Source organism: Rhodococcus sp. NPDC127593, from assembly GCF_042671975.1.
Lineage (GTDB): Bacteria > Actinomycetota > Actinomycetes > Mycobacteriales > Mycobacteriaceae > Rhodococcus_F.
Map to the genome: position 1 here is coordinate 20,779 of NZ_JBHXWI010000043.1, position 26,423 is coordinate 47,201.

Consider the following 26,423-nt stretch of genomic DNA (forward strand, 5'->3'; position numbering starts at 1 on the left):
CCACCGCCTGCGGCGCCCTGTCGGGCTGCGCGGGCGGGGACCCGCCCGCGGACGACGCGATCCCGCTGTCGGCGGAGGCCTATCGCAGCCGGGAGGACGACGCGGCGGGCGGGCGGATTCACGTGCGGATAGCGAACACCGGCGATGCGCCCGTCGCCGTGACCTCCGTGGCATTGGACAGTCCCGGTTTCGAGGCGGCGCCCGAGACCCGGCGCGAGGTCGAACTCGGCCCCGGCAACCGGATCGATGTCGAGGCCGAGTACGGCCCGGTTCGCTGCGACACTCCCCCGGAGCCGGCGTACGCCCTGATCGGTGTGGCCGGCGCGTCACCGGTGCGGGTGCCGCTCACCACCCCATACGACGTCCTCGGCCGTATCCACGACGGCGACTGCGCCGCAGAGGATCTGGCGCGGGCCGTACCGGTGACACTGATCCCGGCGGCGGGACCGCCCGAGCCGACCGCACCCCTGCCCGCCCAGCTCGTCGTGAGCCGGGGAACGGCGTCGGGTGACATCCGGCTGGACGAGATCGGCGGCAGCGTCCTGTACGCGCTGCACGGCGCACTGCCCGCCACCATGCGGGCGGACGAGGACCGGCTGAGCGTGGACATCACGATCGACGCGGCGCGCTGCGACCCTCATGCCCTCGCGGAAGCGAAGAAGCCCTTCGTCTTTCCGCTGTGGATCGCCGTCGGCTCCTCGGAACCGGAATACTCGCGCATTCCGGTCTCCGAGGAGAACCGGCGAATCCTGACGAACTATCTGACCGCCACCTGCGACGCGCGCAGGTGACGGCGGATCAGGAACCGATGAGGCGCTGCGCCAGGTAACCCTCGACCTGGTCGAGCGCGACCCGCTCCTGAGCCATGGAGTCGCGCTCACGCACGGTCACGGCGTGGTCTTCGAGCGTGTCGAAGTCCACGGTGATGCAGAACGGGGTGCCGATCTCGTCCTGACGGCGGTAGCGGCGGCCGATCGCGCCGGCGTCGTCGAACTCGACGTTCCAGTGCTGACGGAGCGTCGCGGCGAGATCCTTGGCCTTGGGCGTCAGGTCCGCGTTACGCGACAGCGGCAACACCGCTGCCTTCACCGGAGCAAGACGACGGTCCAGACGCAGAACGGTGCGCTTGTCGACGCCACCCTTCGCGTTCGGCGCCTCGTCCTCGGTGTACGCGTCGACGAGGAACGCCATCAGCGAACGCGTGAGACCGGCTGCCGGTTCGATGACGTACGGCGTGTACCGCTCCCCGGTGGCCTGGTCGTAGTAGTTGAGGTCGGTGCCCGAGTGCTTCGAGTGGGTCGACAGGTCGAAGTCGGTGCGGTTGGCCACACCCTCGAGCTCGCCCCACTCACTGCCCTGGAAGTGGAAGCGGTACTCGATGTCGACGGTGCGCTTGGAGTAATGCGACAGCTTGTCCTGTGCGTGCTCGTACAGGCGCAGGTTGTCCTTGTTGATGCCGAGACCGGTGTACCAGTCCATGCGGTAGTCGATCCAGTACTGGTGCCACTCTTCGTCCTCGCCGGGCTTGACGAAGAATTCCATCTCCATCTGCTCGAACTCGCGGGTGCGGAAGATGAAGTTTCCGGGCGTGATCTCGTTGCGGAAGCTCTTGCCGATCTGGCCGATGCCGAACGGCGGCTTCTTGCGCGACGTGGTGAGCACGTTGGCGAAGTTCACGAAGATGCCCTGCGCCGTCTCCGGGCGAAGGTAGTGCATGCCCTCTTCGCTCTCGACCGGGCCGAGGTACGTCTTGAGCATCATGTTGAAGTCACGGGGCTCGGTCCACTGACCGACCGTGCCGCAGTCGGGGCAGCCCACGACGTCCATCGGGACGTCGTCCGGGTTGTCGAGGCCCTTCTTCTCCGCGTACGCCTCCTGCAGGTGGTCCTGACGGTGACGCTTGTGACAGTTGAGGCACTCGACGAGCGGGTCGTTGAACACGCCGACGTGACCGGACGCCACCCACACCTCGCGGGGCAGGATGACCGAGGAGTCGAGGCCGACGACGTCCTCGCGGCTGGTGACCATGTTGCGCCACCACTGCTTCTTGATGTTCTCCTTGAGCTCGACACCCAAGGGGCCGTAGTCCCAGGCCGACTTCGTGCCTCCGTAGATCTCACCGCACGGGTAGACCAGGCCACGACGCTTGGCGAGATTGACGACGGTTTCGACTTTGGACTTCGGTGCCACTCGGGTGCTCTCCATCTGGGTAATAGATGCATGGTTCACGTGCGCTTTTCGGAGCCCAGCCTATCTGCCCGATCGCAGTCGGTTCACCCACCCGGTTGACATGCGTATTCGTGCATATCAAAATGGAATCGATTTGCAATAAGGTGAGGGTGATCCTCCCGGGGCCGACGGGCCTCGCGGCCACGGTCCCGTCCATTGTCCGGCACACCGAAGGAGATCACTGGTGAGCGTCATCGATCCCGGGGATCTGCATCCGTTCGAGGCGGCGGCGCCCGCTCCCGTGCCGTCGAAGGAGACGCTGGCAGCGGCCGGCGACATCCTGCGCGCCCTCGCGGCCCCCGTCCGGATCGCGATCGTCCTCCAGCTCCGCGAATCGGAACGGTGCGTGCACGAACTCGTCGGCGCACTCGGAGTCACCCAGCCACTGATCAGCCAGCATCTTCGCGTACTCAAGGCCGCGGGAGTCGTGCGCGGCGAACGCACCGGACGTGAGGTCCTCTACCGCCTGGTGGACGACCACCTCGCCCACATCGTCGTGGACGCCGTCGCGCACGCCGAGGAAGGATAGAAGCCTTGACCCAGAACACCGGCCAGCGCAAACCCGTCGTCGTGGGAGTACGCGCGACCAAGCAGCGCAGCGCCATCTCCGCGCTCCTCGACGACATCGAGGAGTTCCGGTCGGCGCAGGAACTGCACGACGAACTCCGCAAGCGCGGCGAGGGCATCGGGCTGACCACCGTCTACCGCACCCTGCAGACGCTCGCCGACGCCGGAACGGTCGACGTCCTGCGCACCGACACCGGCGAATCCGTGTACCGGCGCTGCTCGTCCGGACATCACCATCACCTCGTCTGCCGTGCCTGCGGTTACACCGTCGAGGTCGAGGGACCGACCGTCGAGCAGTGGTCGCAGTCGATCGCCGACGCCCACAGCTTCTCCGACGTCAGCCACACCATCGAGATCTTCGGTCTCTGCAAGGACTGCACCGCGACGCAGTGAGCGTCAGGGGATCAGTCCCTGCCGGGCGGTGTCCGCGCCGCTCAACGCGAGAAGCAGCATCGTGGTCAGCGCCTCGTCCTGGAGCCCGGCCGCCGGGAACGTGTACCGCAGGATGACGTCCGCGAGCCGGCCGTGACCGAACACCGCGATCGAACCGAACTGCAGTGCGCTGTTCCGCTCCGCGACCTTCTTGTGCAGCGACGCGCTGACCGGGCGATCCCAGGCCAGCACGCACGTCATCGACAGCACATCGAGGCCCTCGGTGAGGGTCATCGCACTGATCGAGCACAGCGCCCCGGCGTACTCGAAACTCAGCGATCCGTCCTCCGCCCGGGCGACGGTGGCGAAGTGCTCGAGCGCGTCCGCCGCCCGTCCGAGCAGCGCGGGCGCCCCGTCGACGGTCATTTCACCCCACCGAACCGACGGTCACGCGACGCGTACTCGACACACGCCGCCCACAGGTCCCGGCGGTCGAAATCAGGAAACAGCTTCTCCTGGTACACCATCTCGGCGTAGGCCGACTGCCAGATCAGGAAGTTGGACGTACGCTGCTCGCCGGACGGCCGGAGGAACAGGTCGACGTCCGGCATGTCCGGCTCGTCGAGGTACCGGGCCACGGTCGCCTCGGTGATCTTCTCCGGGTCCAGTAGCCCCGCCGCGACCCGCCTGCCGATCTCCTTCGCCGCGTCGGCGATCTCCGCGCGCCCGCCGTAGTTGACACACATGGTCAGGTTCATGACCGTGTTGTGCTTCGTCAGCTCCTCGGCGATCTCGAGTTCCTTGATGACGCTGCGCCACAGCTTGGGACGGCGACCCGCCCACCGCACGCGCACCCCCATCTCGTGCATCTCGTCGCGGCGACGCCGGATCACGTCGCGGTTGAATCCCATCAGGAAGCGGACCTCCTCGGGGCTGCGTTTCCAGTTCTCGGTGGAGAACGCATAGGCCGACAACCATTCGACGCCCATCTCGATGCACCCGCAGACGGCGTCCATCAGCACGGCCTCGCCGCGTTCGTGGCCTGCGGTCCGGGGAAGTCCCCGCTCCTGCGCCCAGCGGCCGTTGCCGTCCATCACCAGCGCGATGTGCCGGGGAACGAGTTCGGTTTGCAGGCCGGGCGGGCGGGCGCCCGAGGGGTGCGGGTCCGGCGGCCGGATCTGGCGCTCGGCCCCGGAATTATGCGGGGCTCGAGGTTCGCGTCGTCGAATCACGGTCCCCATCCTGCCTGACCGAATCCTCCACCCGTACCGCCGCATGCGGTCGTGCTCGTTCGATCAGCGGGAGAGTGCGGAGTTGCCGTTCGAGGTGCCACTGCAGATGCGCCGCGACGAGACCGCTGGCCTGCCCCCGCAACGACTCGGGCACTTCCTCCGTGCTCGCCCAGTCGCCGCGAAACAGCGCATCCATCAGGTCGAGGACCCCCGGTGACGGCGTGGCGGCGCCCGGCGGCCGGCAATGGACACACACCGCTCCCCCGGCCGCCACGTGGAATGCCCGGTGCGGCCCGGGTGCGCTGCACCGCGCGCAGTCGTCGAGGGCGGGAGCCCACCCCGCAAAACCCATGGCCCGCAACAGGAAGGCGTCGAGGATCAGCTCGCACGGGCGGTGGTGCTCGGCGACGGCCCGCAGCGCCCCGACCGTCAGGCGATGCAGTTGCGGTGCCGGGGCCCGTTCCTCACCGGCGAGCCGCTCGGCGGTTTCGAGGATCGCGCACGCCGTCGTGTACCGGGAGTAGTCGTCGACGATGTCGGTCGCGAACGCATCGACGGTCTGGACCTGGGTGACGATGTCGAGGTTGCGGCCCGGGTAGAGCTGCACGTCGATGTGCGCGAACGGCTCGAGCCGGGCACCGAACTTGGACTTCGTGCGGCGCACCCCCTTGGCGACCGCGCGCACCAGACCGTGCTGCCGGGTGAGGAGTGTGACGATACGGTCGGCCTCGCCCAGCTTGTGCTGGCGCAGGACCACCGCAGTGTCTCGATACAACCTCACCGGTCCAGTCTCCCACGTCGAGGCGACCACATTCCGCAGGCCGAGCCGCGGGCGACGGTCAAGGCTGGGTGCGCCCGTCGCGCACAGCGTCGACGACGTCGCGGACCCCGTCGATGACGAGTTGGGGCTGTTCGATGTTGATGTTGTGGCCGCTGTTCGTGTTCGTGACATGTGTGGCACCCGGAACGAGTTGGGCCAGATCCTCCTGCGCCTTCGGCTGCACGGCGTCGAGGGCCGGGCCGTAGCCGGGATGGATGTCGGCGGGGAGACTTCCGTTCGCGATGCCCTCCGCGATCTGCGGCGCCACCGAGCGGTCGGCGGAGAGGACGACGAGCGGCTGGGGCCGGATCGGTTCGGCGGCGCGGATCTCGTCGAAACTGCGGACGAAGTCGACGCGCTCGAGGTCCGGGTATTCGTCGAGACTGTCCTGCTGCGGGGTGTTGAGCCGCAGGAACTCCTGGAACTGCTCCGGGGGCAGGAGTGTCTGCAACTCCTCCGACTGCGCGTCGATCAGCACCAGGCCCGCCACCTCGTCGGGATGGGTACCGGCGAAGAGTCTCGCGATCTGACCGCCGTAGGAGTGGGCGGCCAGAACATAGGGACCGGACCCGACCTCATCCGCGGCGCCCAGCAGCGACTGGAGGTCGGCGACCGCGTCCGCGGTGGTGATCGGCTGCGGGACCGGGTCGCTGCGGCTCAAAGCGTCCCCGCCCAGCACGACTCCCGGCCGATCATACGAGCAGACCCGCGTGAACTCGGCGACTCCGTCGAAGGCCGAGGTGCTCGCCGGATCGGCCGTCGTCGTCCACTGATCGGCACCGAACCGGAGACCGGAGACGAACACGACGGTCGGTGTGCCTGTGCCCGCACACTCGAGATAGATGTTCCGGCCCCCGCCGACGTCGACGGTGCCGGCGAAATTCTCGCTCGTATTGCCGTCGTCGCCCGTTCCGCACGCGGCGACGAGCACCACGACCCCCAGAGTCGTGAGCCACCCCGACAATCGCGGCCACATCGGCACGACGCACCTCGAAACCCGTCCGGAAACGCAGACCGCTTCCGGGTGATCCGTACCCCGCTCTCACCGGATCAAACCCCGGACGCCGCCCACGTCAGCTGAAACGCTGCTCGAGGTGCACCGTCACCTCCACTCCGGCACCGTCCTTACCGATCAGCTTGCACAGTGCGATCTTCAGGGGAAGCCAGTGCGGACCATCACCCGAGGGCATCAGGGTGGCAGTGAACGGGTGGCCGTCGATCGTCCCGCCAACCTTCACCGGCCGCCTCGTTCCGAGAAGCTCGGCGGAGTCCGGCACGGTCACGTACGTCGCGAACGCCCCGTCCTTCTGGATCGGCGCCGTAAAGGTGTGCGCGAGCGGTTGTGGGGTCTTCGGTGCCGGCATTCGTGGCTCCTCCGGTCGAGTGTGATGCTGCGGTCGAAGGTAGGACTCCCGGAGCGGGCCGGAATCATCGGTCGTGAGCAGGATCACCTCCCCCGGTCACACCTGGAACCGGTACCCCATCCCGGCCTCGGTGATGAGGTGACGCGGATGGGACGGGTCGTCCTCGAGTTTGCGTCTCAGCTGCGCCAGATACACCCGCAGGTAGTGGGTCTCGGTGGCGTACGCCGGGCCCCACACCTCCCGCAGCAGTTCCTTCTGCCCCACCAGCTTGCCCTTGTTCCGCACGAGCATCTCGAGCATCCCCCACTCGGTCGGCGTCAGGTGCACCTCGGCCCCCGCCCGCCGCACCGTCTTCGCCGCCAGGTCGACCGTGAACGAATCCGTCTCCACCACAGGTTCACTCGTGTCGACGGCCGTTGTCGCCCGGCGGGCGGCCGCACGCACCCGGGCCAGGAACTCGTCCATCCCGAACGGCTTGGTGACGTAGTCGTCGGCGCCGGCGTCGAGGGCCTCCACCTTGTCCGCGGAGTCGGTCCGCGCGGACAGCACGATCACCGGTGCGGGGCACCACCCGCGGAGGCCGGCGAGCACTTCGGTCCCGTCCATGTCGGGTAGCCCGAGGTCGAGCACGATCACGTCCGGCGGTCGCTCGGCCGCGGCGCGCAGGGCGGCGGCCCCGGACGCGGCCGTCACCACGTCGTATCCGCGCACACTCAGATTGATCCGCAGGGCGCGGAGAATCTGCGGTTCGTCGTCGACGACGAGAACTCTCGTCATGGATGCTCCCCTCCCGCCCCGGCCAGTTCCACCACCATCGTCAGACCACCGCCGGGGGTGTCGGTGGCGCTGATGGTCCCGCCCATCGCGTCGACGAATCCGCGGACGACGGACAGCCCGAGCCCGACTCCCGTGGTCGTGTCGCGGTCCCCCAGTCGCTGGAACGGGGCGAACATCTCGTCTGCCCGCCCACGCGGAATTCCCGGCCCGGTGTCAGCGACGGTGACGACAGCGCGGTCTCCCACCGCCGCGGCACCGACCCGGATCACGGAGTCCTCACCGTAGCGGAGTGCGTTGTCGATCAGATTCGCGAGCACCCGCTCGAGCAGGCCCGAATCCGCCATCGCTGTGACCGCCCCGACGTCGACTTCCACCCTTTCCCGGGCCCGGGTCCCGGTCCGGCCGCCGATTCCCAGACCCACCAGCGCCCGGTGCACCACCTCGTCGAGATACACCGGCCGCAGCGTCGGGGTCACCACTCCCGCCGCGAGCCGGGAGGAGTCGAGCAGGTTGCCGACGAGAGAGGTGAGGACGTCGGCCGATTCCTCGATGGTCGCGAGCAGTTCGGCGGTGTCCTCCGGGGAGAAGTCGACGTCGTCGCTACGCAGGCTGGACGCGGCGGCCTTGACCGCGGCCAGCGGGGTCCGGAGGTCGTGGCTGACGGCGGACAGCAACGACCGCCGCAGCCGGTCGGCCTCGGCCAGGGCCTGCGCCTGCCCCGCCTCCTGCGCGAGCTCGGTCTGGCGGATCATGCCCACTGCCTGGTTGGCGACGGCGAGCAGCACGCGACGGTCCCGGGCGTGCAGTTCGCTGCCGCGCAGTGCGAGCGCGTATTCCCCCTCCCCCACCTCGCAGACGGTGTCGGCGTCGTCGACGCTCACCGGTGGGTGCTGCCCGACGGACCCCACCGGACCGAGGTCCCGGTGCAGCACGCTGACCGAATCCTGGCCGTAGGTCTCGCGCACCTTCTCGAGCAGGGTGTCGAGGTCGGCACCGCGCAGTACCGATCCGGCGAACAGCGCCAGCAACTCGGCTTCCTGCGACGCCCGGCGCGCTTCCCGTGACCGCTTGGCGGCCGCGTCGACCAGGACCGCGACGGCGACCGCGACCACGAGCAGCACGACCGTGGTGATGAAGTTGTCCGGCTCGGCGATGGTGAAGCTGCGCACCGGCGGCGTGAAGAAGTAGTTGAGGAACAGACCCGAGATCAGCGCGGAGAACGCCGCAGGGGCGACACCGCCGAGCAGCGAGACGAGCAGCACCACGATGAAGAACAGGGCTCCCTCGCCGACCAATCCGAGCCACCGGTCGACGGCACTCATCACCACGGTGGCCACCGACGGTACGAGGACCGCGGCGATCCAGGCGATCACCGTGCGCGAACGGGATCCCACCGGCGACAACCGCCGCGGGCGATGGGACTCGCCGTGCGTCACCATGTGCACGTCGATCGACCCGGACTGGTGCAGCACGCTCGCACCGATTCCCTCGTCGAAGATCCGCGCCCACCGTGAGCGTCTCGACGTGCCCAGCACCAACTGTGTGGCGTTCGCGGTCCGGGCGAAGTCGAGCAGCGTGGTCGGGACGTCGTCGCCGACGACGCTGTGCAGGCTCGCCCCGATGCTCGCGGCGAGCGTGCGCACCTTACCCATCTCCGGAGCCGAGACACCGGCGAGGCCGTCGCCGCGCACCACGTGCACGACGATGAGCTCGGCGCTGGATCTCGACGCGATCCGGCCGGCGCGCCGAACCAGCGTCTCCGATTCCGCACCGCCGGTCACCGCGACCACCACCCGTTCCCGGGCCTCCCACGTGTCGGTGATCTTGTTCTCCGCACGATATTTCGCGAGTGCGGCATCCACCTGGTCGGCCACCCACAGCAGGGCGAGTTCGCGGAGTGCGGTGAGGTTCCCTTTCCGGAAGTAGTTGCTCAGCGCCGCGTCGACTTTGTCCGCGGCATAGATGTTGCCGTGGGACAGTCTGCGGCGCAAAGCCTCCGGAGTGATGTCGACCAATTCGACCTGGGTGGCGGCGCGCACCACCTCGTCGGGGACCGTTTCCTGCTGCACCACGCCGGTGATCCGCTGGACCACGTCGTTGAGGCTTTCGAGGTGCTGAACGTTGAGCGTCGAGAGGACGTCGATCCCCGAGCCGAGGAGGATCTCCACGTCCTGCCAGCGTTTCTCGTGGACGCTGCCCGGTGTGTTCGTGTGCGCGAGCTCGTCGACGAGGACCAGCGCCGGCCTGCGGGCCAGCACCGCCTCGACGTCGAGTTCCCGGCCGAGCGTGCCCCGGTAGGCGATCAGCTTGGGCGGAATCAGTTCGAGGTCACCGAGCTGCGCCGCCGTGCGGTCGCGGCCGTGGGTCTCCACCACGGCCGCGACCACGTCGCACCCCCGCTCCCGGCGGCGGTGCGCCTCACCGAGCATCGCGAACGTCTTGCCGACGCCCGGTGCGGCACCGAGATAGATGCGCAGTTCACCGCGTCGGCGTTCGACGTCCCGGCGCGCGCCGTCGGTTCCGGTACCACTCACCTCGCCATCATCCACCAGCGGTGGGGGCCGTGCACTCAGGAGCGGTCAGGCCGAGGGCCAGATTCAGTTCGAGGACGTTCACCCGTTCCTCACCGAGGAAGCCGAGTTGTCTTCCCTCGGTGTTCTCGTCTACCAGTTGACGTACCCGGGTCTCGCCGAGGCCGTTCACCGCCGCCACCCTCGGCACCTGCAACGCCGCGTACGCGGGGCTGATGTGCGGGTCGATGCCCGAGCCGGATCCGGTGACCGCGTCCGCCGGTACCGCGGAGGGGTCCACCCCTTCACGCGCGGCGATCGTCGCCCGCCGGTCGGCGATGAACGTCGCCAGGATCTCGCTGCTCGGCCCCTGGTTGGTGGGCAGGGCAGTAGCGGGGTCGCCCGGCGCGAACGGATCCTGTTCGGCCACCGACCCGGTGACCCGGTTGTGGAAGAACGGATCCGGCTCCCCCGCCGGCACCTGCGGGTCGACACCGACCCACCGGCTCCCGACGACGCACCCGGTGGTGTCGCGCATCGGGGAGCCCTCGGCCGCTCCGGCGCCGATCCTGCTCACCCCCCACACGGCGGCGGGATAGAGCACACCGAGGACTGCCGTGAGTGCGAGCAGGACGAGTAGTCCGGCCCAGGTCTGCCGGAGCAGACCGATGAGAAATCGCATGCGGGATCACCCAATTCCGGGAACGAGACGGACGACGAGGTCGATGAGCCAGATACCGGCGAACGGCGTGATCACGCCGCCGAGGCCGTAGATCAGCAGGTTGCGGCCAAGCAGCTTCGACGCCGAGGACGGACGGTAACGAACGCCTTTCAGCGACAACGGGATCAGCGCGACGATCACGACGGCATTGAAGATCACCGCCGACAGGATGGCCGATTCCGGGGTGGCCAGCCGCATGATGTTCAGCGTGTTCAGCTGCGGATAGATGCCGCTGAACAGGGCAGGGAGAATCGCGAAGTACTTGGCCAGGTCGTTGGCGAGCGAGAACGTGGTGAGCGCCCCGCGCGTGATGAGCAGTTGCTTGCCGATCTCCACCACCTCGATGAGCTTGGTGGGATCCGAATCGAGATCCACCATGTTCCCGGCTTCCTTCGCCGCCGACGTGCCGGTGTTCATCGCCACCCCGACATCCGCCTGGGCCAGCGCCGGGGCGTCGTTGGTGCCGTCCCCGGTCATCGCGACGAGCCGGCCGCCCTCCTGCTCCCTCCGGATCAGCGCGAGCTTGTCCTCGGGTGTCGCCTCGGCCATGAAGTCGTCGACTCCGGCCTCGGCCGCGATGGCCTTTGCCGTCAACGGGTTGTCGCCGGTGATCATCACCGTGCGAATCCCCATGGCCCGCAGTTCCGCGAACCTCTCGGCGATGCCCGGTTTCACCACGTCCGACAGCGCGATCACGCCGAGCACGGTCGCTGTGTCTCCGCGGACGGCGGCGACCACCAACGGCGTTCCCCCGGCCTGCGCGATCTGGTTCACACTGTCGGTGACCGCAGGCGCCGCCTGCCCGCCCAGCGCCTGCACCCAGGTCAGCACCGCGTCGCTCGCGCCCTTGCGGATCCGGGCGCCGTCGATGTCGAGTCCGCTCATCCGGGTCTGCGCCGTGAACGGCACGAACTCGGCCGCTCTCTCCGCCTCGGACGGCGCCGGGTCCAACCCGAAGTCGCGGGCACACAGGTCCACGATGCTGCGGCCCTCGGGGGTGCCGTCCGCGAGGCTGGACAACCGTGCGGCCGTGGCCAACTCGATCGCGGAAACCCCCGGGGCGGGATGCAAGGCCGTGGCCTGCCGGTTGCCGAACGTGATGGTGCCGGTCTTGTCCATCAGCAGTGTGTCGATGTCGCCGGCGGCCTCCACCGCCCGCCCCGACATCGCCAGGACGTTCCGCTGCACCAGCCGGTCCATCCCGGCGACACCGATGGCCGACAGCAGGGCCCCGATAGTGGTGGGGATCAGGCACACCAGCAGAGCGATCAGCTTGATCGGATCCTGCTCCTGGCCCGCGTACAGACCCATCGGACCGATCGCGACGACGGCCAGCAGGAAGATGATCGTCAGCGACGCCAGCAGGATGTTCAGCGCGATCTCGTTCGGCGTCTTCTGCCGCGCCGCTCCCTCCACGAGGGCGATCATCCGGTCCACGAACGACTGTCCGGGGGCCGCGGTGATGCGCACGACGATCCGGTCGGAGAGCACGGTCGTGCCACCGGTGACGGCACACCGGTCACCGCCGGATTCGCGGACGACAGGCGCCGACTCGCCGGTGATGGCCGACTCGTCCACGGTCGCAATGCCGTCGACGACGTCACCGTCCCCGGGTATCACCTCTCCCGCCTCGACGACGACCCTGTCGCCGACGGTCAGTGCGGTCCCCGCGACCGACTCCACCCCGCCGCTCGCCGTGATTCGGTGGGCGACCGTGTCCTGCTTCACCTTCCGCAGGCTCGCCGCCTGCGCCTTGCCCCGGCCCTCCGCGACCGACTCGGCCAGATTCGCGAACAACACGGTGAACCACAGCCAGGCGACGACAGCCCAGGAAAACACCGACGGGTCGACGAGGGCCATGACGGTGGTGACGACGGAACCGACGAACACCACGAACATCACCGGGTTGCGGGCGAGGTGCCGGGGGTCGAGTTTGCGCAGGGCGCCCGGTAGCGCCGTCACCAGCTGAGCGGGGCTGAAGATTCCCGCCTTCACGGGCGCCGGGCCGTGGCCGCCTTCCGGCGTGGTGGTCGCCGCCCCGGTTTCCGGACGACTGGTCACGTTCACACTCACTGCAGAGCCTCCGCGATCGGTCCCAGCGCGAGGGCCGGGAAGAATGTCAACGCCGCGACGAGCACGACGGTGCCGGTGAGGAGCCCGGTGAACATCGGGCCCGCCGTCGGCAGGGTTCCGGCGCCCGCTGCCGTCTTCTTCTGCGACGCCAGGGATCCGGCGAGCGCGAGGACGAAGATGATCGGAAGGAACCGGCCGAACAGCATGCACAGGCCGAGCGCGGTCTGGAACCAGTCGCTCGTCGCCGTCAGCCCGCCGAACGCACTGCCGTTGTTGTTCGAGGCCGACGCGAACGCGTACAGCACTTCCGAGAATCCGTGGATGGATCCGGGACTTCCCGGGTCGCCACCGTTGCCCTGGTAACCGGTGGTCGAGGACAGGATCACGGTGATTCCGGTCCCGATCAGGACGAGCGCCGGCATCACCAGCACGGACAGGGCGGCGAGTGTGATCTCCCGCTGCCGCAGCTTCTTGCCGAGGTATTCGGGTGTGCGGCCGACGAGGAGTCCACCGACGAAGACGGCGATCAGGGCGAGGACGAGAATTCCGTAGAGCCCGGTGCCGACACCGCCGGGCGCGATCTCGCCGAGCAGCATGTTGAGCAGAGCGGCTCCGCCGCCGAGCGGCGACAGGCTGTCGTGGGCCGAATTCACCGCGCCCGTGGACGTTCCGGTGGTGCTCACGGCGAACAGCGCCGTACCGGGGATTCCGAAACGAACCTCCTTGCCCTCCATCATCGCGCCCGCGGCGGTGGCGGCGACGCCGCGCCGACCCGACTCCGCGGCGAGCGTGACCGCGAGGAGCGATCCCCACAGGATGCCCATCACGGCGAGCAGGGTCAGACCCTGGCGGTGCCCGGACACCTCGCTCGCTCGGTCGTGAGGGTCGCCGACCATGGTGCCGAACGTGCGGGTGAGGGAGACCGGGATCAGCAGGATCGCGAGGATCTCGACGATGTTGCTGACCGGCGTCGGGTTCTCGAACGGGTGCGCCGAGTTGGCGGCGAGGATCCCGCCGCCGTTGGTGCCGAGTTCCTTGATCGCTTCCTGCGAGGCGACGGGCGCGAGTGCGTTGCTGACGGAGTTGCCGTCCAGACCGGTGGACGCGAAGCCCGGGTGGAAGGACTGGATCACGCCCTGGCTCAGCAGGATCAGCGCGATGACGAAGGAGAACGGCAGCAGAATACGCAGGCTGCCCCGGGTGAGGTCCACCCAGAAGTTGCCGATCTCACCGCCGCGCGACACCCGGACGAACCCGCGGATCAGCGCCACCGCGACGGCCATGCCCACGGCTGCGGACACGAAGTTCTGCACGGCGAGCCCGACCGGCTGGGTCAGGTTGCTCATCGTGGTCTCGGGCGCGTACGACTGCCAGTTGGTGTTGGTCACGAACGACACGGCCGTGTTGAACGCCACCGCAGGACTGACCCCGGAGAGGTCCCCGGACAGCGGCAGCACCCCCTGGATGCGCTGCAGGGCGTAGAGGAACAGCACGCTCGCCGCGGAGAATCCCAGCACGCTGCCCGCGTAGCCGTACCAGGTCTGCTCGGTGTGCGGGTTGATGCGGCACAGGCGGTACATCACGGATTCGACCCGCAGGTGACGGCGTGATTCGTACACGTGCGCCATGTAGTCGCCCACCGGCACGTACGCGACCGCGAGTACCGCGAGGACGAAGGCGACCTGCAGTCCGGCCGCCAGGGCAGGCGTCATCAGAACCGCTCCGGGTCGGTGAGCGCGATCAGGAGGTACACGACGAGCGCGGCGGCGATCGCGACGAGCGCGACCGCGAGTATCCCGGCACCCGTCATTTCACGCGTCCGGTCTGCAGGGCACGGAGAACGAGCGCGCAACAGGCGAATCCGCCGAGGACGAGCGTGACGTAGGCCACATCGGCCATGTGAGGATCCCTCTTCGTACTGATCCTGCGGTTCAGCGCAGGCATGACACCCCACGGTTGCGGGGTGTCATGCCAGCATCACGCCGGATCTCGGCGAAAGAGGCGGCGCTGACGAAGCGCTTACGGGACTCCTACGGCTCTTGACGCTTTCCTTACGCGGTCCGGGTCAGCCGCGACACGGATGCGGGTACGGGCGTGCCGCTCGCCACCCACGGTGCCGGGACGGGCGCACCGGCGACCGACCGAACGGGGACCACCCCGGCCCAGGCGCTGCTGGTTTCGGTGGGTTCACCCGGCGGTGCGTCCCGCACCTTGACGGTCCATTGGCCGGGTGTGATCGGGAGGGCGAGGGCCAGTGTCGCGGCGAGTTCCTTGCGCCGGTGCCCCCGGACCTCCGTGCTGCGGCCGGGGATCAGCACGTCCGACAGCGCGTTCAGGGCGTCGGCGGATTCGTCTGCGCCGAGGGTGACGAGGTTGCCCCGCACCACCGCCGAACGGTAGTTGGCGGACGAGTCGAACAGGGTGTCCGCGACGACGATTCCGTCGAGCATCGCGACGCACAGCACCGCCGGTGCGCCCGCCGCCACCTGCCGCAGCGCACCGGCCCCGGTGGAGCCGTGCAGCAGGATCCTGTCGCCGTCGCGGGCGTACAGCATCGGCACGGCCCACGGCAGCCCGTCGACGACGGTGGCGAGGGTGCCCATCGGCGCGGCGTCGAGGACGGCGTCGAGTTGCGCTCGTTCGGTGCGGGCACGGTCCGGGTATCTCATGATCTTGTCCACGACATCATCCTCACCCCCATGTGGATCACCTTCCAGATCCACAATCACCAATATCGGCAGACCAGTATTATAGGGACATGCCCCGGATCAGCCCCGAACTACACCTGACGTTGCGGCTCCCCGATACCGACGCGCCGCTGCGGCACCGCATCGCGGAGTCGGTCCTCGACGAGATCCGCGTGGGTCGCCTGCGGCCCGGCGACCCTCTGCCGTCCACGCGGGCGCTGGCCGAACACCTGACGGTCGCGCGGGCGTCGGTGGTCGATGCCTACGACGAACTCTGCTCGTCCGGGTATGCGCATGCCCGCGCCGGTTCCGGCACGCGGATCGCACCGGGCGCCGACGTGGCGGCCCGCGCGCACGTCGCCTCACACCCGGTCACCCGAACCTCGGAGCGGGCCTCCTCTGCAGCCCCCGCGAAGCCGGAGGCGCTGTGGGATCTCACTCCGGGTCACCCCGATCCCGCCCTGATCTCCACCACCGACTGGCGCCGGGCGTGGCGGTCGGCCGCGACCGCGGCCGTGACCTCGGACGTCCCGGGCCCCGACGCGCACCCGGAGTTGCGACGGTCCCTCGCGGAGCATCTACGCCGCACCCGGGGGATCGCAGCGCGCCCCGACGAGCTGGTGATCGTCCCCGGAGTGGGCGCCGCGCTCCGCACCCTCGTCGCCGCTGCGGGACTCGGCGGCCGGGACGTGGTGTTCGAGGAGCCCGGCTACAGCCGGGCCCGCACCGTCCTCGACGGTGCGGGGGTGCGGACGCGCTGCGTATCCGTGGACGGCGACGGCCTCGACTCCGCACTGCTGCGGGCGACCGATGCCGCGGTCTACTGCACGCCTGCTCATCAGTATCCGATGGGTGCCCGGATGCCGGTGGGCCGCAGAGCCCGGCTCGTGGCCGACGCCGCGGCGTCCGGAACGGTGATCATCGAGGACGACTACGACGGCGAGTTCCGCTACGACGTGTCGGCGCTGCCCGCTCTGCGCAGCATCGACCGCGGGTCCGAATGCGTGGCGTACGTGGGCACGGCGTCGAAGATCCTCACTCCCTCGATCCGGGTGGCGTGGGTGATCGCCCCTCCGGCCCTGCGGCCGAAACTCGTCCGGGCCCTCGACGCCAGCGGTGAGGCGTGCTGCGCGATCACTGCCCTCGCGCTGGCGCATTTCATCGCCTCGGGTGCGCTGTCACGGCACCTCGCCCGCGCCTCCCGCACCTACTCGGCCCGCCGGGCGGCCTTCGTCACCGCACTGCAGCAGCAACTGTCCGCGGTCGACACGGACGGTGTCGGGCTCGCGGGCATCGAGGCCGGTCTCCACGTCGTCCTGACGCTGCCCGGTTCCGTCGACGACGTCGCCTTGTCTGCTGAGCTGCAGGACCACGGAGTGACGGTCCCGAGCCTCGCCGACTACCGCACCACACCAGGCGGACCGCGGGGGCTGGTCTGCGGGTACGCCCGGCTGCCCGAATCGCGGGCTCGCGGGGCGGCCGAGGCGATCGGCGGGGTAGTCCGGCGACATCTCGGCTGATACTGTTCGTTCGAACGAACAGTCACGGGGAGGGGCGACATGAGCGCGGGACAACTGGACGATCGACGGCAACGCGACGACGACGGGGATCGGTCCCCGGGACTCGTCGAGCAGGTGCAGGCGCTGGCCTCCGGCGCCACCACCTCGGTCGCGGCCACCCGCGCCGCCCTCGACCGCATCGACGCGAGCCAGCCGACGCTCAACGCGTTCAAGGTGATCCGCCGGACCAAGGCACTCGCCGAAGCCGCCGAGGCCGACCGCCGGATCGCCGCCGGTGAGCGTCTGCCGCTGCTCGGGGTCCCGATCGCCGTGAAAGACGACGTCGACGTGGCCGGCGAGCCGACCGCGTTCGGGTGCCCGGGCGACTTCCCACCCGCGGCGCGGGACTCCGAGATGGTGCGACGACTGCGCGCCGCCGGTGCCGTCGTCGTGGGCAAGACCAACAGTCCCGAGCTCGGACAGTGGCCGCTCACCGGCGGACCCGCCTTCGGGTACACCCGCAATCCCTGGAACGGTGACCACACCCCCGGAGGCTCGTCCGGCGGCGCCGCGGCGGCCGTGTCCGCCGGTGTGGTGTCCGCGGCGATCGGTTCGGACGGCGCCGGGTCCATCCGCATCCCCGCCGCCTGGACCAACCTCGTCGGGATCAAGCCTCAACGCGGCCGAATCTCCACCTGGCCGGCAGCCGAGGCGTTCTACGGCCTCACCGTCAACGGCCCGCTGGCCCGGACGGTCGCCGACGCGGCCCTGCTCCTCGACGTCGCATCGGGACCGCACGAGGGCGACCTGCACACGCCTGCACCGGTCACCGTCAGCGACGCCGTCGGCCGCGACCCCGGACCGCTGCGCATCGCACTGTCGCTGCGGATCCCGTTCACCGCGACCCCCACGACGCTGCATCCCGAGGTCCGCCAGGGCGTCGCACGGGTCGCCGAGGCGCTGCGCAGGCTCGGCCATCGCGTCGTGGTGGACGACCCCGACTACGGGGTCATGTTCGGGCTCGGCTTCCTCCCGCGGTCGATGGCCGGCATCGACGACTGGGTGCGGAAGATCCCGGACCCGTCACTCGTCGACCCCCGCACGAAGGGCAACGCCAAGACCGGACGACTGTTGCGTGGGGCACCGCTACGGGCCGCCCGCGCAGCCGAGCCTAGGATGCAGCGACGGGTCGGGGCGATCTTCGACAAGTACGACCTCGTCCTCGCCCCGACCACCGCGACTCCCCCACCGAAAGTCGAGGGGATCGACGGCATCAGCTCGTGGGCCACCGACAAGGTGATCACCGCGGTCTGCCCATACGCGTGGCCGTGGAACGTGCTGGGCTGGCCGAGCGTGAACGTCCCGGCCGGGTTCACGTCCGGCAACCTGCCGACCGGAGCCCAGCTGATGGGACACGACGGCACCGAGCCGCTGCTGGTGTCGGTTGCGGCCCAACTCGAGTCGGTGCTGCGGTGGGACCTGGAACGTCCCGAGAAGTGGTGGTGACCGATGGCTTCGACGGACGTTCGTGACCGCATCCTCGCGGCGGCGTTGCACATCGTCGGCACGGAAGGCATTCCCGGCGTGACCAATCGGCGGATCGCCGCGCAGGCCGGCGTGTCGCTCGGCTCCATCACGTACCACTTCCCGACACAGACGGACCTGTTGCGCGCCGCATTGTCCGGGTTCGTGACGGAGGAGACGCAGCGTCTGTCGGAGCTGGCGGAGGGGTACCGGGACAAGGGGCTGAGTCTCGAGGACGCCGCGGCACTCACCGGGAAGGTCGCGAAGGATCTGGCGTTCTCCGCCGAGCGGATCGCCCCGTTCGAGCTGTACATCCAGGCGGGACGCGACCACGAGCTGCGTCAGGCCGCCGCCGAATGTTTCGCCGCGTACGACGATTTGACGGTGACGATCCTCACCGCCCTCGGCGTCCCCGACGCGGCGTCCGTCGCGCCGACCATCGTCGCCACCATTGCCGGTCTGCAGCTCAGGAGACTCGCGACCGGAAGTGACGGCGATCACGACTTCGCGACATCGGTGCTCCTTCTTCTCAGGGGCGCCGGCCCCGCCGCCTAGAACCCCAGGCGGCCCAGCTGTTTCGGGTCGCGCTGCCAGTCCTTGGCCACCTTGACGTGCAGTTCGAGGAAGATCCTGGTGCCGAGCAGCTTCTCGATCTGCAGCCGGGCCTTGGTCCCCACCTCGCGGAGTCGGGCGCCGCCCTTGCCGATCACGATGCCCTTCTGGGACGGGCGTTCGACGTAGAGCAGGGCATGGACGTCGAGCAGTTCGCCCTGCTTCTCGGTGCGTCCCTCGCGAGGGATGATCTCCTCGATGACCACGGCCAGGGAGTGCGGCAGTTCGTCGCCGAGGCCCTCGAGCGCGGCCTCGCGAATGAGTTCGGCCATCAGCGTCTCTTCGGGTTCGTCGGTGAGTTCGCCGTCCGGGTAGAACGCCGGCCCTTCCTCCATCTTCGACGCGAGGACGTCGACGAGCACCTCCACCTGCTCGCCGGAGGCGGCGGACACCGGCACGACATCCGACTCGGGACCGAGGAGCTTGGACACGGCCAGCAACTGCTGCCCGATCATGTCCTTGCTGACCTTGTCGATCTTCGTGACGATGCCGATGAGTGTGGTCTTCGGCGCGATGTGACGGACCTGCTGCACGATCCACCGGTCGCCGGGGCCGATCTTCTCGTCCGCCGGGATGCACAGGCAGATCACGTCGACCTCGGAGTAGGTGTCGCGCACGAGGTCGTTGAGGCGCTGGCCGAGGAGCGTCCGGGGGCGGTGCAGACCCGGGGTGTCGACGAGGATCAGCTGCGCATGGTCGCGGTGCACGATCCCGCGGATCGTGTGTCGGGTGGTCTGCGGACGCGAGGACGTGATCGCGATCTTGCTGCCCACCAGCGCGTTGGTCAGCGTGGACTTGCCCGTGTTGGGCCGTCCGACGAAACAGACGAATCCGGAACGGAATTCGGTTTTACTCATGTTGCTCCTCGATCACGGATCCATCGGTTCGCGCAAAGACGACGGCCGCCTGCGCACTGACTTCGTGTAGGGCGGCGACGCCCGGGTCTTCCGGGTTCCCGCCGATCACGACTGCGGCCTCGAAACCCTCGGCGCCACTGGACACCGCCGCCGCGACGGCCGCCTGCAGCGCGGTCAGCGACAGCGACGTCAGCGAGACCGCGCCCGCCGAGTAGGTACGGCCGTCGAGATCGCGGACGGCGGCACCCTGACCACTTCCGGTGCGGCCGAACGCTCCTCGCGCGAGCACGACCAGTTTGGCGTCTTCGTCGCCCAGGTCAGTCATCGTGATCCTCCCGGTCGCCGTCGCCACCGTCGTCGTCGATCGGCGCGCGTTGCACGAAGACCGTGCTGATGCGCACCCGTCCGCGCACGTCGGGTGAGCCCTCGCCGCGGAGGACGAGACCGTGCGACACGACCTCCGATCCCGGGAGCGGGACCCTGCCGAGTTCGTATCCGATGAGCCCACCGACTGTTTCGACCTCGTCGTTCTCCACCTCGATGCCGAACAGTTCACCGAGATCCTCGATCGGCAGGCGCGCGGAGACCCGGTACATGCCGTCGCCGAGATCCTCCACCGGCGGTGTCTCGTCCTGGTCGTATTCGTCAGCGATCTCACCGACGATCTCCTCGATGACGTCCTCGATGGTGACGAGCCCGGCGATTCCGCCGTATTCGTCCACCAGAACGGCCATGTGGTTGCGGTCGCGCTGCATCTCGGCGAGCAGACTGTCGAGGGGCTTGGAATCGGGCACGAACACGGCGGGCCGCATCACGTCGCCGACGCGGACGCTGCGTCCGCCGTCGCGCGAGTGGTACGTCTCCTGCACGAGATCCTTGAGGTAGACGACGCCGAGCACGTCGTCGACGTTCTCCCCGATCACGGGGATCCGCGAATGTCCGCTGCGGACAGCCAGCGACGTCGCCTGTCCGGCGCTCTTGTCGTTCTCGATCCACACCATTTCGGTGCGCGGCACCATCACCTCGCGGGCCGAGGTGTCGCCGAGTTCGAACACCGACTGGATCATCCGGCGTTCCTCGTCGGCCACCACGCCGCGTTCCTGCGCCATGTCGACGAGTTCGCGCAGTTCGATCTCGGAGGCGAAGGGGCCGTTGCGAAATCCCTTACCCGGGGTGATGGCGTTACCGATCAGGATCAGGAGGCGACTGATCGGGCCGAGCAGAGTTCCGATGACCTGCAGGGGTACCGACGTGATCAACGCGATCGAGTACGCGTGCTGGCGACCGAGCGTCCGGGGGCCGACCCCGATCACCACGTAGTCGACGAGCACCATGATGATCGCGGTGAACGTGAGCGCCCACACGGGTTCGAGGAGATCGGACAGGCCACCGACGAGCACCACCGTCGCCGTGATCTCGCACAGGATGCGCAGCAGCACCATGAGATTCACGTAGCGGGGGCGATCCGACAGGATGCGGAGCACGCGGGTGGCGCCGGGGCGATCCTCCTTCGCCATCTCCTCGATGCGCGCGGACGAGATCGTGTTGAGTGCGGAATCGACGGCGGCGAAGACACCACCGAGCGGGACGAGGACGATCGCGAGGACGATCAGCGCGATGGCGCTACTCACAGAAGACCCTTCACGTGGCGGTTACTGGTCCGGTGAGTCGAAGAAGCCGGCCTTGCCGAGCAGCTTCTGGTCCCGGGCAGCGAGTGCCGCGTCGCGTTCGGCCCTGCGCAGATCCTCGTACCAGTCGTCGAGCAATTGGTTCTGCAGGCCGAACATCTCCTTCTCCTCCTCCGGTTCGGCATGGTCGTAGCCGAGGAGGTGGAGCACACCGTGCACGGTGAGCAGAGCGAGTTCGTGTGCGAGCGGGTGACCGGCCTTGTCGGCCTGGTCCGCGGCGAAGGACGGGCACAGCACGATGTCACCGAGCATCGACGGTCCGGGTTCGGGCGAGTCCGGGCGACCGCCGGGCTCGAGTTCGTCCATCGGGAACGACATCACGTCGGTGGGACCGGGCAGGTCCATCCACCGCATGTGGAGGTCGGCCATGGTGGCCGAGTCCACGAGGACCATCGACAACTCGGCCGCGGGGTGCACGTCCAACCTCGCGATCACGAAGCGGGCAACGCTGATCAGCTCCTCCTCGGAGACGTCCATGCCCGATTCGTTCGAGACTTCGATGCTCATGTGTGTCGCTTCCTCCTGGTTCCGGCGACACTCACCCTACCGTCGTGGAGAACGCGAGTGCGCCGCTCTCCGCTGTGCGCGGTTCCCGAGCTCGACCTTGCCGTCCCGGTCCGCCTCGAACCGCTCGTACGCGTCGACGATGTCGGACACCAGCCGGTGCCGGACCACGTCGCTGCTGTTGAGTTCGGCGAAGTAGATGTCGTCGATGTCGCCGAGGATCTCGGCGGCCGCGCGCAGACCCGACCGGGCACCACCGGGAAGGTCGACCTGCGTGACGTCACCGGTGACGACGACCTTGGATCCGAAGCCCAGGCGGGTGAGGAACATCTTCATCTGCTCGGCGGTGGTGTTCTGCGCCTCGTCGAGGATGATGAACGCGTCGTTGAGTGTGCGACCACGCATGTATGCCAGCGGCGCCACCTCGATGACCCCCGACTGCATCAGCTTCGGGATGGCCTCGGGGTCCATCATGTCGTGCAGCGCGTCGTGCAGCGGCCGCAGATACGGATCAATCTTCTCGTGCAGCGTGCCGGGCAGGAACCCGAGCCGCTCCCCCGCCTCGACCGCGGGGCGGGTGAGGATGATCCGCGACACCTGCTTGGTCTGCAGGGCCTGCACCGCCTTCGCCATGGCGAGGTAGGTCTTGCCGGTACCGGCGGGCCCGATGCCGAACACGATGGTGTTGGCGTCGATCGCGTCGACGTACCGCTTCTGGTTCAGCGTCTTCGGCCGGATCGTCTTGCCGCGCCGCGACAGGATGTCGAGGGTCAGGACCTCGGCGGGCGATTCGCTCAGCCCCTGCGTGAGCATGCCGACCGTGCGACGCACCGCGTCGGGGGTCAGCGGTTGCCCGCGACCGACGATGGAGCCCAGTTCGGCGATGACCCGTTCGGCCAGGGCGACGTCGCCCGGCCGTCCCGTCAGCGTGACGGCGTTGCCGCGTACATGGATGTCTGCGTCCAGGACCCGTTCGAGAGCGCGCAGATTCTCGTCGGAAGAACCGAGGAGAGGCGGGACCGTTTCGGGTGGGAGATCGATACTCGAACGCACGGTGCGTTCCGCCGGACGCGTGGCGCCGAACGTCTCGCCGTTCTGGTCTTGTTCGCTCACGTGAGGAATATGGCCTTCTTCCCGGTTCCTGGTCGGTCACGACGGTCGTCGTGATGAGGGAAGTCTATCGCTCGCAGGTCACACCGCCCACCCGATTACGGGACGCCGTCACGACTTCGGGACGTCCGGATGCTCGCGCAACCATTGCCGCGCCTCGTCCACGACGCGGGCGCCGTCGGCCGGTGACAGCCCGAGCACCGCGAGGTACGCGACCGCGAACGACTCCCCCGAATCCTGCACTTCGCCGGAATTCGCCTGGTCCAGCAGGGTCATCGTCATCGATTCCGCGAGCGCTACGAGCACCGGCGGCGACAGGTACGACGAGAACACCCCGGACCGCTGCCCGTGCTCGACGACCCGCACGTCCCGGTCGCGCACCACCCCGAGGAGGTCGTGGATGCGCTGCTCGCCGAGTTCGCGGCGGGCGAACGACAACAGCATGCGGAACCGGTCGCCGATCGGCCACGTCCGCAGCGCCATCGCCGCGACCGCGAGGTCGGGGCGCTCCGGCTGCTGCGCCTCGTCTCCCATCGCGGCCACCAGGGCGCTGGAGGCCTCGTCCGCGATGCCCTCGACGAGCGCCTCCCGGCTGGGGAAGTGCGCGTAGACGGTGCGGCGCACGACCCCGGCGGCGCGGGCGACGTCGTCCATGCTCGCGTCCGGGTCCGCGACGAAGGCGGTGACTGCGGCGTCGAGGATCCGCGCACGGTTGGCGCGCGCGTGACTTCGGCGGGTCTTCCCGGGGTCACCGGGCGACTTCGTCGGGACCGACACAGGCGGAACTCCCTCGCTGGGTGGTGTGATCTACGCCAATCTTACTTGCACACCGGCGTGCAAATAACTAACTTACACATTACTGTGCAACTAACTGTTCAGGCCTGATCGAGCACTACTCCGAGGAGCGTCGACATGACCACCGTGATGAACACACCGGTCGCCCGGATGGACGGGCCGTACCCCCGGCGCTGGGCCGCGCTCGGCGTGCTGTGCCTGAGCCTGCTGATCGTCGTGATGGCGAACACCGCCCTGATCGTCGCGGCCCCCGACATGACCCGCGACCTCGCCCTGAGCAGCGCCGACCTGCAGTGGGTGATCGACGGATACACCGTCCCCTACGCCGCGCTGATGCTGCTGTTCGGCGTGATCGGCGACAAGTACAGCCGGCGCGGAGCGCTGCTCACCGGACTGCTCGTGTTCGGCGGCGGCGCCGTCGTCGGCAGCCTCGCCGACACCACCACGGCCGTCGTCACCGCGCGCATGATCATGGGCGTCGGAGCGGCGATCATCATGCCCGCCACGCTCTCCCTCCTCGTGGCGACCTTCCCGCGTGCGGAACGGGCCCGGGCCATCGCCGCCTGGGCCGCGACGTCCGGCCTCGCCATCGCCCTCGGCCCGCTGCTCGCCGGCTGGTTGCTGGAGAGCCACTCGTGGAGCGCCACTTTCCTCATCAACGTGCCGATCGCCGCCGTCGCGTCGGTCGCGGCGCTGATGCTCGTCCCGCCGTCGAAGGCCGACACCGGCGGTCCGATCGACTGGCTGGGCGGGCTGCTGTCGGTGGTGACCATCGGATCGCTCGTGTACGCGATCATCGACGGATTCCACTTCGGCTGGGGCGCAGGCGCTGTCGGCGCCGCCATCACCGCGGCCGTGGGTCTCGGCCTGTTTGTCGCATGGGAGCTCCGCCATCCGCAGCCGCTGCTCGACGTCCGCAGGCTGGGCCGGCACGAGGTGGGCGGCTCCACCCTGGCCGTGCTTCTGCTGTTCCTCGCGGCGTTCGGGTCGATCTACTACGTGTCGCAGGAATTCCAGTTCGTCCTGGGACTCAGCCCCCTCGCCACCGGCGTCCACCTGCTGCCGCTCGCCGCTGCGGTGTCGGTCGGCTCGGTGCTCAGCGGGCGCGTCCACCCGAGGCTCGGCACCCGGGTCACCGTCGTCGCCGGCATGGTGATCGCGGCGGCTGGTGTGCTGCTGATGACGACCGTCGACGGCGGTTCGGAGTACCTCGACTTCCTCGCGCCGCTGGTCCTGCTCGGTATCGGAATCGGCCTGAGCGTGTCCCCCGCCACCGACGCCATCATGGGCAACTTCCCCGAGAGCGACCTCGGCGCCGCGGGCGGTCTCAACGACACCGCGATCGAACTGGGCGGATCGCTCGGGATCGCGATTCTCGGATCGGTCCTCGCGTCGGCGTACAAAAACGACATCGCCGGCTTCCTCGGCACGCTGCCCGTCGGTCAGCTGTCCGGCGAGCGGGCCGCGCAGGCCGCTCAGGCCGTGGACGTCGCGGGAGACTCGATCGGCGGGGCGTCGGTCGTGGCCGGGGAACTGAGCGCCGACCCGCTGCTCGCGTCACAGTCCCAGGCACTCCTGGACGCCGCGGGTGCGGCGTTCGGGAACGCCATCTCCCAGGCCAGCCTGGCCGGCGGACTCGCACTGGGCATCGGGGCCGTGCTCGTGGCCCTCGTTCTGCCCGGACGCACGGTGACGCCCGAATCCGGGGTCCGCAGTTCAGAACTCGCCGGCGTCGGACAGTAGGGCGTCCCGCGAGATCTTCCAGCAGTCGGTCTCGGGATTCAGGAAGGCGTAGTGGTCTTCGCCCTCGACGACATGCAGCGCGACCGGATCCCCGGCCGCCCGCGCGGCCTCGCTGTACCGCACACTCACCTTCGCCGGAACCTGCGCATCTTCCGTGCCGTGCACGCACACCACCGGCACCCCGGTGGGGATGCGGTGCAGTGGGGACGCGGCGCGGTACCGATCGGGGTCTTCGTCGAAGGGGACTCCCAGCAGATCCTCGATGTAGCCGATCCGCCGGCCACGCTCCCCGGCGGACGCGAGGTCGAGGGCGCCCGCCTGGGACACGATCCGCTCCGGCCGGACCGCCGTCTGCTTCGCCCCGGCGAGCCACACCGCGAGCTGTCCACCGGCAGAGTGGCCGACGACCCGGACCTTCGACAGGTCGAACGGGACGGGCGACTGTTCGGCGACCGGACCGGCGATCGCGTCGAGCGCGGCGAGAACGTCGGCGGACATCTCGTCCCACCGGCCGCCCGCACCGAGCCTGCGGTATTCGATGTTCCAGACGGCGACGCCGTGGCGCGCCAGATCGACCGCGAAACTCGTGCCCAGGTTCAGGTGGTACTTCCCGCTCCAGAAACCGCCGTGGACGACCATCACCACCGGGACCGCGGCGGCCACCGGCTCCTCGGGCGGGTAGAAGTGCCCGAACTGCTGCGGTTCGGTTCCGTAGGCGATGCGAATGCGGTCCACGGAC

The 26,423-nt window shown here is 69.1% G+C and carries 27 protein-coding genes; 7 read left to right on the forward strand and 20 right to left on the reverse strand.

The window, feature by feature from the left end; translation table 11 throughout:
* The first annotated feature begins 122 nt into the window (after positions 1 to 122).
* Positions 123 to 791, forward strand: a complete 669-nt coding sequence (locus ACFVJ3_RS33375; RefSeq protein ID WP_378456132.1) for a hypothetical protein — start codon at positions 123 to 125, stop codon at positions 789 to 791.
* A gap of 7 nt (positions 792 to 798) precedes the next feature.
* Here the strand turns inward: ACFVJ3_RS33375 and ACFVJ3_RS33380 are convergent, their stop codons facing one another.
* Positions 799 to 2,190, reverse strand: a complete 1,392-nt coding sequence (locus ACFVJ3_RS33380; RefSeq protein ID WP_005247885.1) for a glycine--tRNA ligase — start codon at positions 2,188 to 2,190, stop codon at positions 799 to 801.
* Between the two features lie 223 nt (positions 2,191 to 2,413).
* On the opposite strand from ACFVJ3_RS33380, the gene ACFVJ3_RS33385 reads away from it, so the two are divergent.
* Together ACFVJ3_RS33385 and ACFVJ3_RS33390 are read left to right on the forward strand one after the other, a co-directional pair.
* Entirely contained in the window at positions 2,414 to 2,758 is a 345-nt protein-coding gene (locus ACFVJ3_RS33385) for a helix-turn-helix transcriptional regulator (protein ID WP_016879990.1), read from the forward strand.
* A 5-nt stretch (positions 2,759 to 2,763) separates the two neighbouring features.
* Positions 2,764 to 3,189 carry a Fur family transcriptional regulator gene (locus tag ACFVJ3_RS33390; RefSeq protein ID WP_073364421.1) on the forward strand — a complete coding sequence of 142 codons (426 nt, stop codon included), beginning with the start codon at positions 2,764 to 2,766 and terminating at the stop codon, positions 3,187 to 3,189.
* A 3-nt stretch (positions 3,190 to 3,192) separates the two neighbouring features.
* Here the strand turns inward: ACFVJ3_RS33390 and ACFVJ3_RS33395 are convergent, their stop codons facing one another.
* The 12 genes from ACFVJ3_RS33395 to ACFVJ3_RS33450 form a co-directional block, all read right to left on the reverse strand.
* Positions 3,193 to 3,594, reverse strand: coding sequence for a hypothetical protein (locus ACFVJ3_RS33395; RefSeq protein WP_073364420.1), 402 nt, complete (start codon positions 3,592 to 3,594; stop codon positions 3,193 to 3,195).
* Positions 3,591 to 4,400, reverse strand: a complete 810-nt coding sequence (locus ACFVJ3_RS33400; RefSeq protein ID WP_378456133.1) for an isoprenyl transferase — start codon at positions 4,398 to 4,400, stop codon at positions 3,591 to 3,593. The genes ACFVJ3_RS33395 and ACFVJ3_RS33400 overlap by 4 nt, the downstream gene beginning before the upstream one ends.
* Complete coding sequence (recO, locus tag ACFVJ3_RS33405) at positions 4,366 to 5,181, reverse strand: DNA repair protein RecO (protein WP_378456134.1); 816 nt, start codon at positions 5,179 to 5,181, stop codon at positions 4,366 to 4,368. Before recO ends, ACFVJ3_RS33400 begins: the two co-directional genes overlap by 35 nt.
* A 58-nt stretch (positions 5,182 to 5,239) precedes the next feature.
* Positions 5,240 to 6,196, reverse strand: a complete 957-nt coding sequence (locus tag ACFVJ3_RS33410; protein ID WP_378456198.1) for an alpha/beta fold hydrolase — start codon at positions 6,194 to 6,196, stop codon at positions 5,240 to 5,242.
* A 97-nt stretch (positions 6,197 to 6,293) separates the two neighbouring features.
* The gene (locus ACFVJ3_RS33415; protein WP_378456135.1) at positions 6,294 to 6,584 is read right to left on the reverse strand and encodes a DUF1905 domain-containing protein; all 291 of its coding nucleotides are present in this window, start codon (positions 6,582 to 6,584) and stop codon (positions 6,294 to 6,296) included.
* Positions 6,585 to 6,680: 96 nt separating this feature from the next.
* Positions 6,681 to 7,361, reverse strand: coding sequence for a response regulator (locus tag ACFVJ3_RS33420; RefSeq protein WP_005247902.1), 681 nt, complete (start codon positions 7,359 to 7,361; stop codon positions 6,681 to 6,683).
* On the reverse strand, positions 7,358 to 9,895 hold the full coding sequence (locus tag ACFVJ3_RS33425; protein WP_378456136.1) for a DUF4118 domain-containing protein: 2,538 nt from the start codon (positions 9,893 to 9,895) through the stop codon (positions 7,358 to 7,360). Before ACFVJ3_RS33425 ends, ACFVJ3_RS33420 begins: the two co-directional genes overlap by 4 nt.
* Positions 9,896 to 9,902: 7 nt before the next feature.
* On the reverse strand, positions 9,903 to 10,553 hold the full coding sequence (locus tag ACFVJ3_RS33430) for a potassium-transporting ATPase subunit C (RefSeq protein WP_378456137.1): 651 nt from the start codon (positions 10,551 to 10,553) through the stop codon (positions 9,903 to 9,905).
* 6 nt (positions 10,554 to 10,559) lie between these two features.
* A complete protein-coding gene (gene kdpB, locus ACFVJ3_RS33435) occupies positions 10,560 to 12,665 on the reverse strand; it encodes a potassium-transporting ATPase subunit KdpB (RefSeq protein WP_378456138.1) in 2,106 nt (701 codons plus the stop codon).
* Positions 12,662 to 14,377: a potassium-transporting ATPase subunit KdpA gene (kdpA, locus tag ACFVJ3_RS33440; protein WP_378456139.1), complete on the reverse strand. Its 1,716-nt coding sequence runs from the start codon at positions 14,375 to 14,377 to the stop codon at positions 12,662 to 12,664. The genes kdpB and kdpA overlap by 4 nt, the downstream gene beginning before the upstream one ends.
* On the reverse strand, positions 14,377 to 14,475 hold the full coding sequence (locus tag ACFVJ3_RS33445) for a potassium-transporting ATPase subunit F (RefSeq protein ID WP_378456140.1): 99 nt from the start codon (positions 14,473 to 14,475) through the stop codon (positions 14,377 to 14,379). The genes kdpA and ACFVJ3_RS33445 overlap by 1 nt, the downstream gene beginning before the upstream one ends.
* 241 nt (positions 14,476 to 14,716) lie before the next feature.
* Positions 14,717 to 15,346, reverse strand: a complete 630-nt coding sequence (locus tag ACFVJ3_RS33450) for a pyridoxamine 5'-phosphate oxidase family protein (protein ID WP_378456141.1) — start codon at positions 15,344 to 15,346, stop codon at positions 14,717 to 14,719.
* A gap of 77 nt (positions 15,347 to 15,423) precedes the next feature.
* Here ACFVJ3_RS33450 and ACFVJ3_RS33455 point away from each other — a divergent pair, with 77 nt between their 5' ends.
* Genes ACFVJ3_RS33455 through ACFVJ3_RS33465 form a run of 3 tightly spaced genes read left to right on the forward strand, consistent with a single transcriptional unit; the run spans position 15,424 to position 18,930 of the window.
* The gene (locus ACFVJ3_RS33455) at positions 15,424 to 16,872 is read left to right on the forward strand and encodes a PLP-dependent aminotransferase family protein (RefSeq protein ID WP_378456142.1); all 1,449 of its coding nucleotides are present in this window, start codon (positions 15,424 to 15,426) and stop codon (positions 16,870 to 16,872) included.
* 39 nt (positions 16,873 to 16,911) lie between these two features.
* Positions 16,912 to 18,357 carry an amidase gene (locus ACFVJ3_RS33460; protein WP_378456143.1) on the forward strand — a complete coding sequence of 482 codons (1,446 nt, stop codon included), beginning with the start codon at positions 16,912 to 16,914 and terminating at the stop codon, positions 18,355 to 18,357.
* Positions 18,358 to 18,360: 3 nt separating this feature from the next.
* Positions 18,361 to 18,930 carry a TetR/AcrR family transcriptional regulator gene (locus tag ACFVJ3_RS33465; protein WP_378456144.1) on the forward strand — a complete coding sequence of 190 codons (570 nt, stop codon included), beginning with the start codon at positions 18,361 to 18,363 and terminating at the stop codon, positions 18,928 to 18,930.
* Here ACFVJ3_RS33465 and era read toward each other — a convergent pair.
* The 6 genes from era to ACFVJ3_RS33495 all read right to left on the reverse strand — a co-directional run bounded on the left by era (position 18,927) and on the right by ACFVJ3_RS33495 (position 23,923).
* On the reverse strand, positions 18,927 to 19,844 hold the full coding sequence (era, locus tag ACFVJ3_RS33470; protein WP_378456145.1) for a GTPase Era: 918 nt from the start codon (positions 19,842 to 19,844) through the stop codon (positions 18,927 to 18,929). The two genes, ACFVJ3_RS33465 and era, sit on opposite strands and share 4 nt — an antisense overlap.
* On the reverse strand, positions 19,837 to 20,169 hold the full coding sequence (locus ACFVJ3_RS33475) for a cytidine deaminase (protein ID WP_378456146.1): 333 nt from the start codon (positions 20,167 to 20,169) through the stop codon (positions 19,837 to 19,839). Before ACFVJ3_RS33475 ends, era begins: the two co-directional genes overlap by 8 nt.
* The gene (locus tag ACFVJ3_RS33480) at positions 20,162 to 21,475 is read right to left on the reverse strand and encodes a hemolysin family protein (RefSeq protein ID WP_378456147.1); all 1,314 of its coding nucleotides are present in this window, start codon (positions 21,473 to 21,475) and stop codon (positions 20,162 to 20,164) included. The genes ACFVJ3_RS33475 and ACFVJ3_RS33480 overlap by 8 nt, the downstream gene beginning before the upstream one ends.
* Before the next feature lie 21 nt (positions 21,476 to 21,496).
* A complete protein-coding gene (ybeY, locus tag ACFVJ3_RS33485) occupies positions 21,497 to 22,039 on the reverse strand; it encodes an rRNA maturation RNase YbeY (protein WP_378456148.1) in 543 nt (180 codons plus the stop codon).
* 36 nt (positions 22,040 to 22,075) lie between these two features.
* Positions 22,076 to 23,149, reverse strand: coding sequence for a PhoH family protein (locus tag ACFVJ3_RS33490; protein WP_378456149.1), 1,074 nt, complete (start codon positions 23,147 to 23,149; stop codon positions 22,076 to 22,078).
* A 108-nt stretch (positions 23,150 to 23,257) separates the two neighbouring features.
* Positions 23,258 to 23,923: a TetR/AcrR family transcriptional regulator gene (locus ACFVJ3_RS33495; protein ID WP_378456150.1), complete on the reverse strand. Its 666-nt coding sequence runs from the start codon at positions 23,921 to 23,923 to the stop codon at positions 23,258 to 23,260.
* Positions 23,924 to 24,058: 135 nt separating this feature from the next.
* On the opposite strand from ACFVJ3_RS33495, the gene ACFVJ3_RS33500 reads away from it, so the two are divergent.
* Positions 24,059 to 25,684 carry an MFS transporter gene (locus tag ACFVJ3_RS33500; RefSeq protein WP_378456151.1) on the forward strand — a complete coding sequence of 542 codons (1,626 nt, stop codon included), beginning with the start codon at positions 24,059 to 24,061 and terminating at the stop codon, positions 25,682 to 25,684.
* Here the strand turns inward: ACFVJ3_RS33500 and ACFVJ3_RS33505 are convergent.
* Complete coding sequence (locus ACFVJ3_RS33505; protein WP_378456152.1) at positions 25,658 to 26,419, reverse strand: alpha/beta hydrolase family protein; 762 nt, start codon at positions 26,417 to 26,419, stop codon at positions 25,658 to 25,660. The two genes, ACFVJ3_RS33500 and ACFVJ3_RS33505, sit on opposite strands and share 27 nt — an antisense overlap.
* Positions 26,420 to 26,423 lie beyond the last annotated feature (4 nt).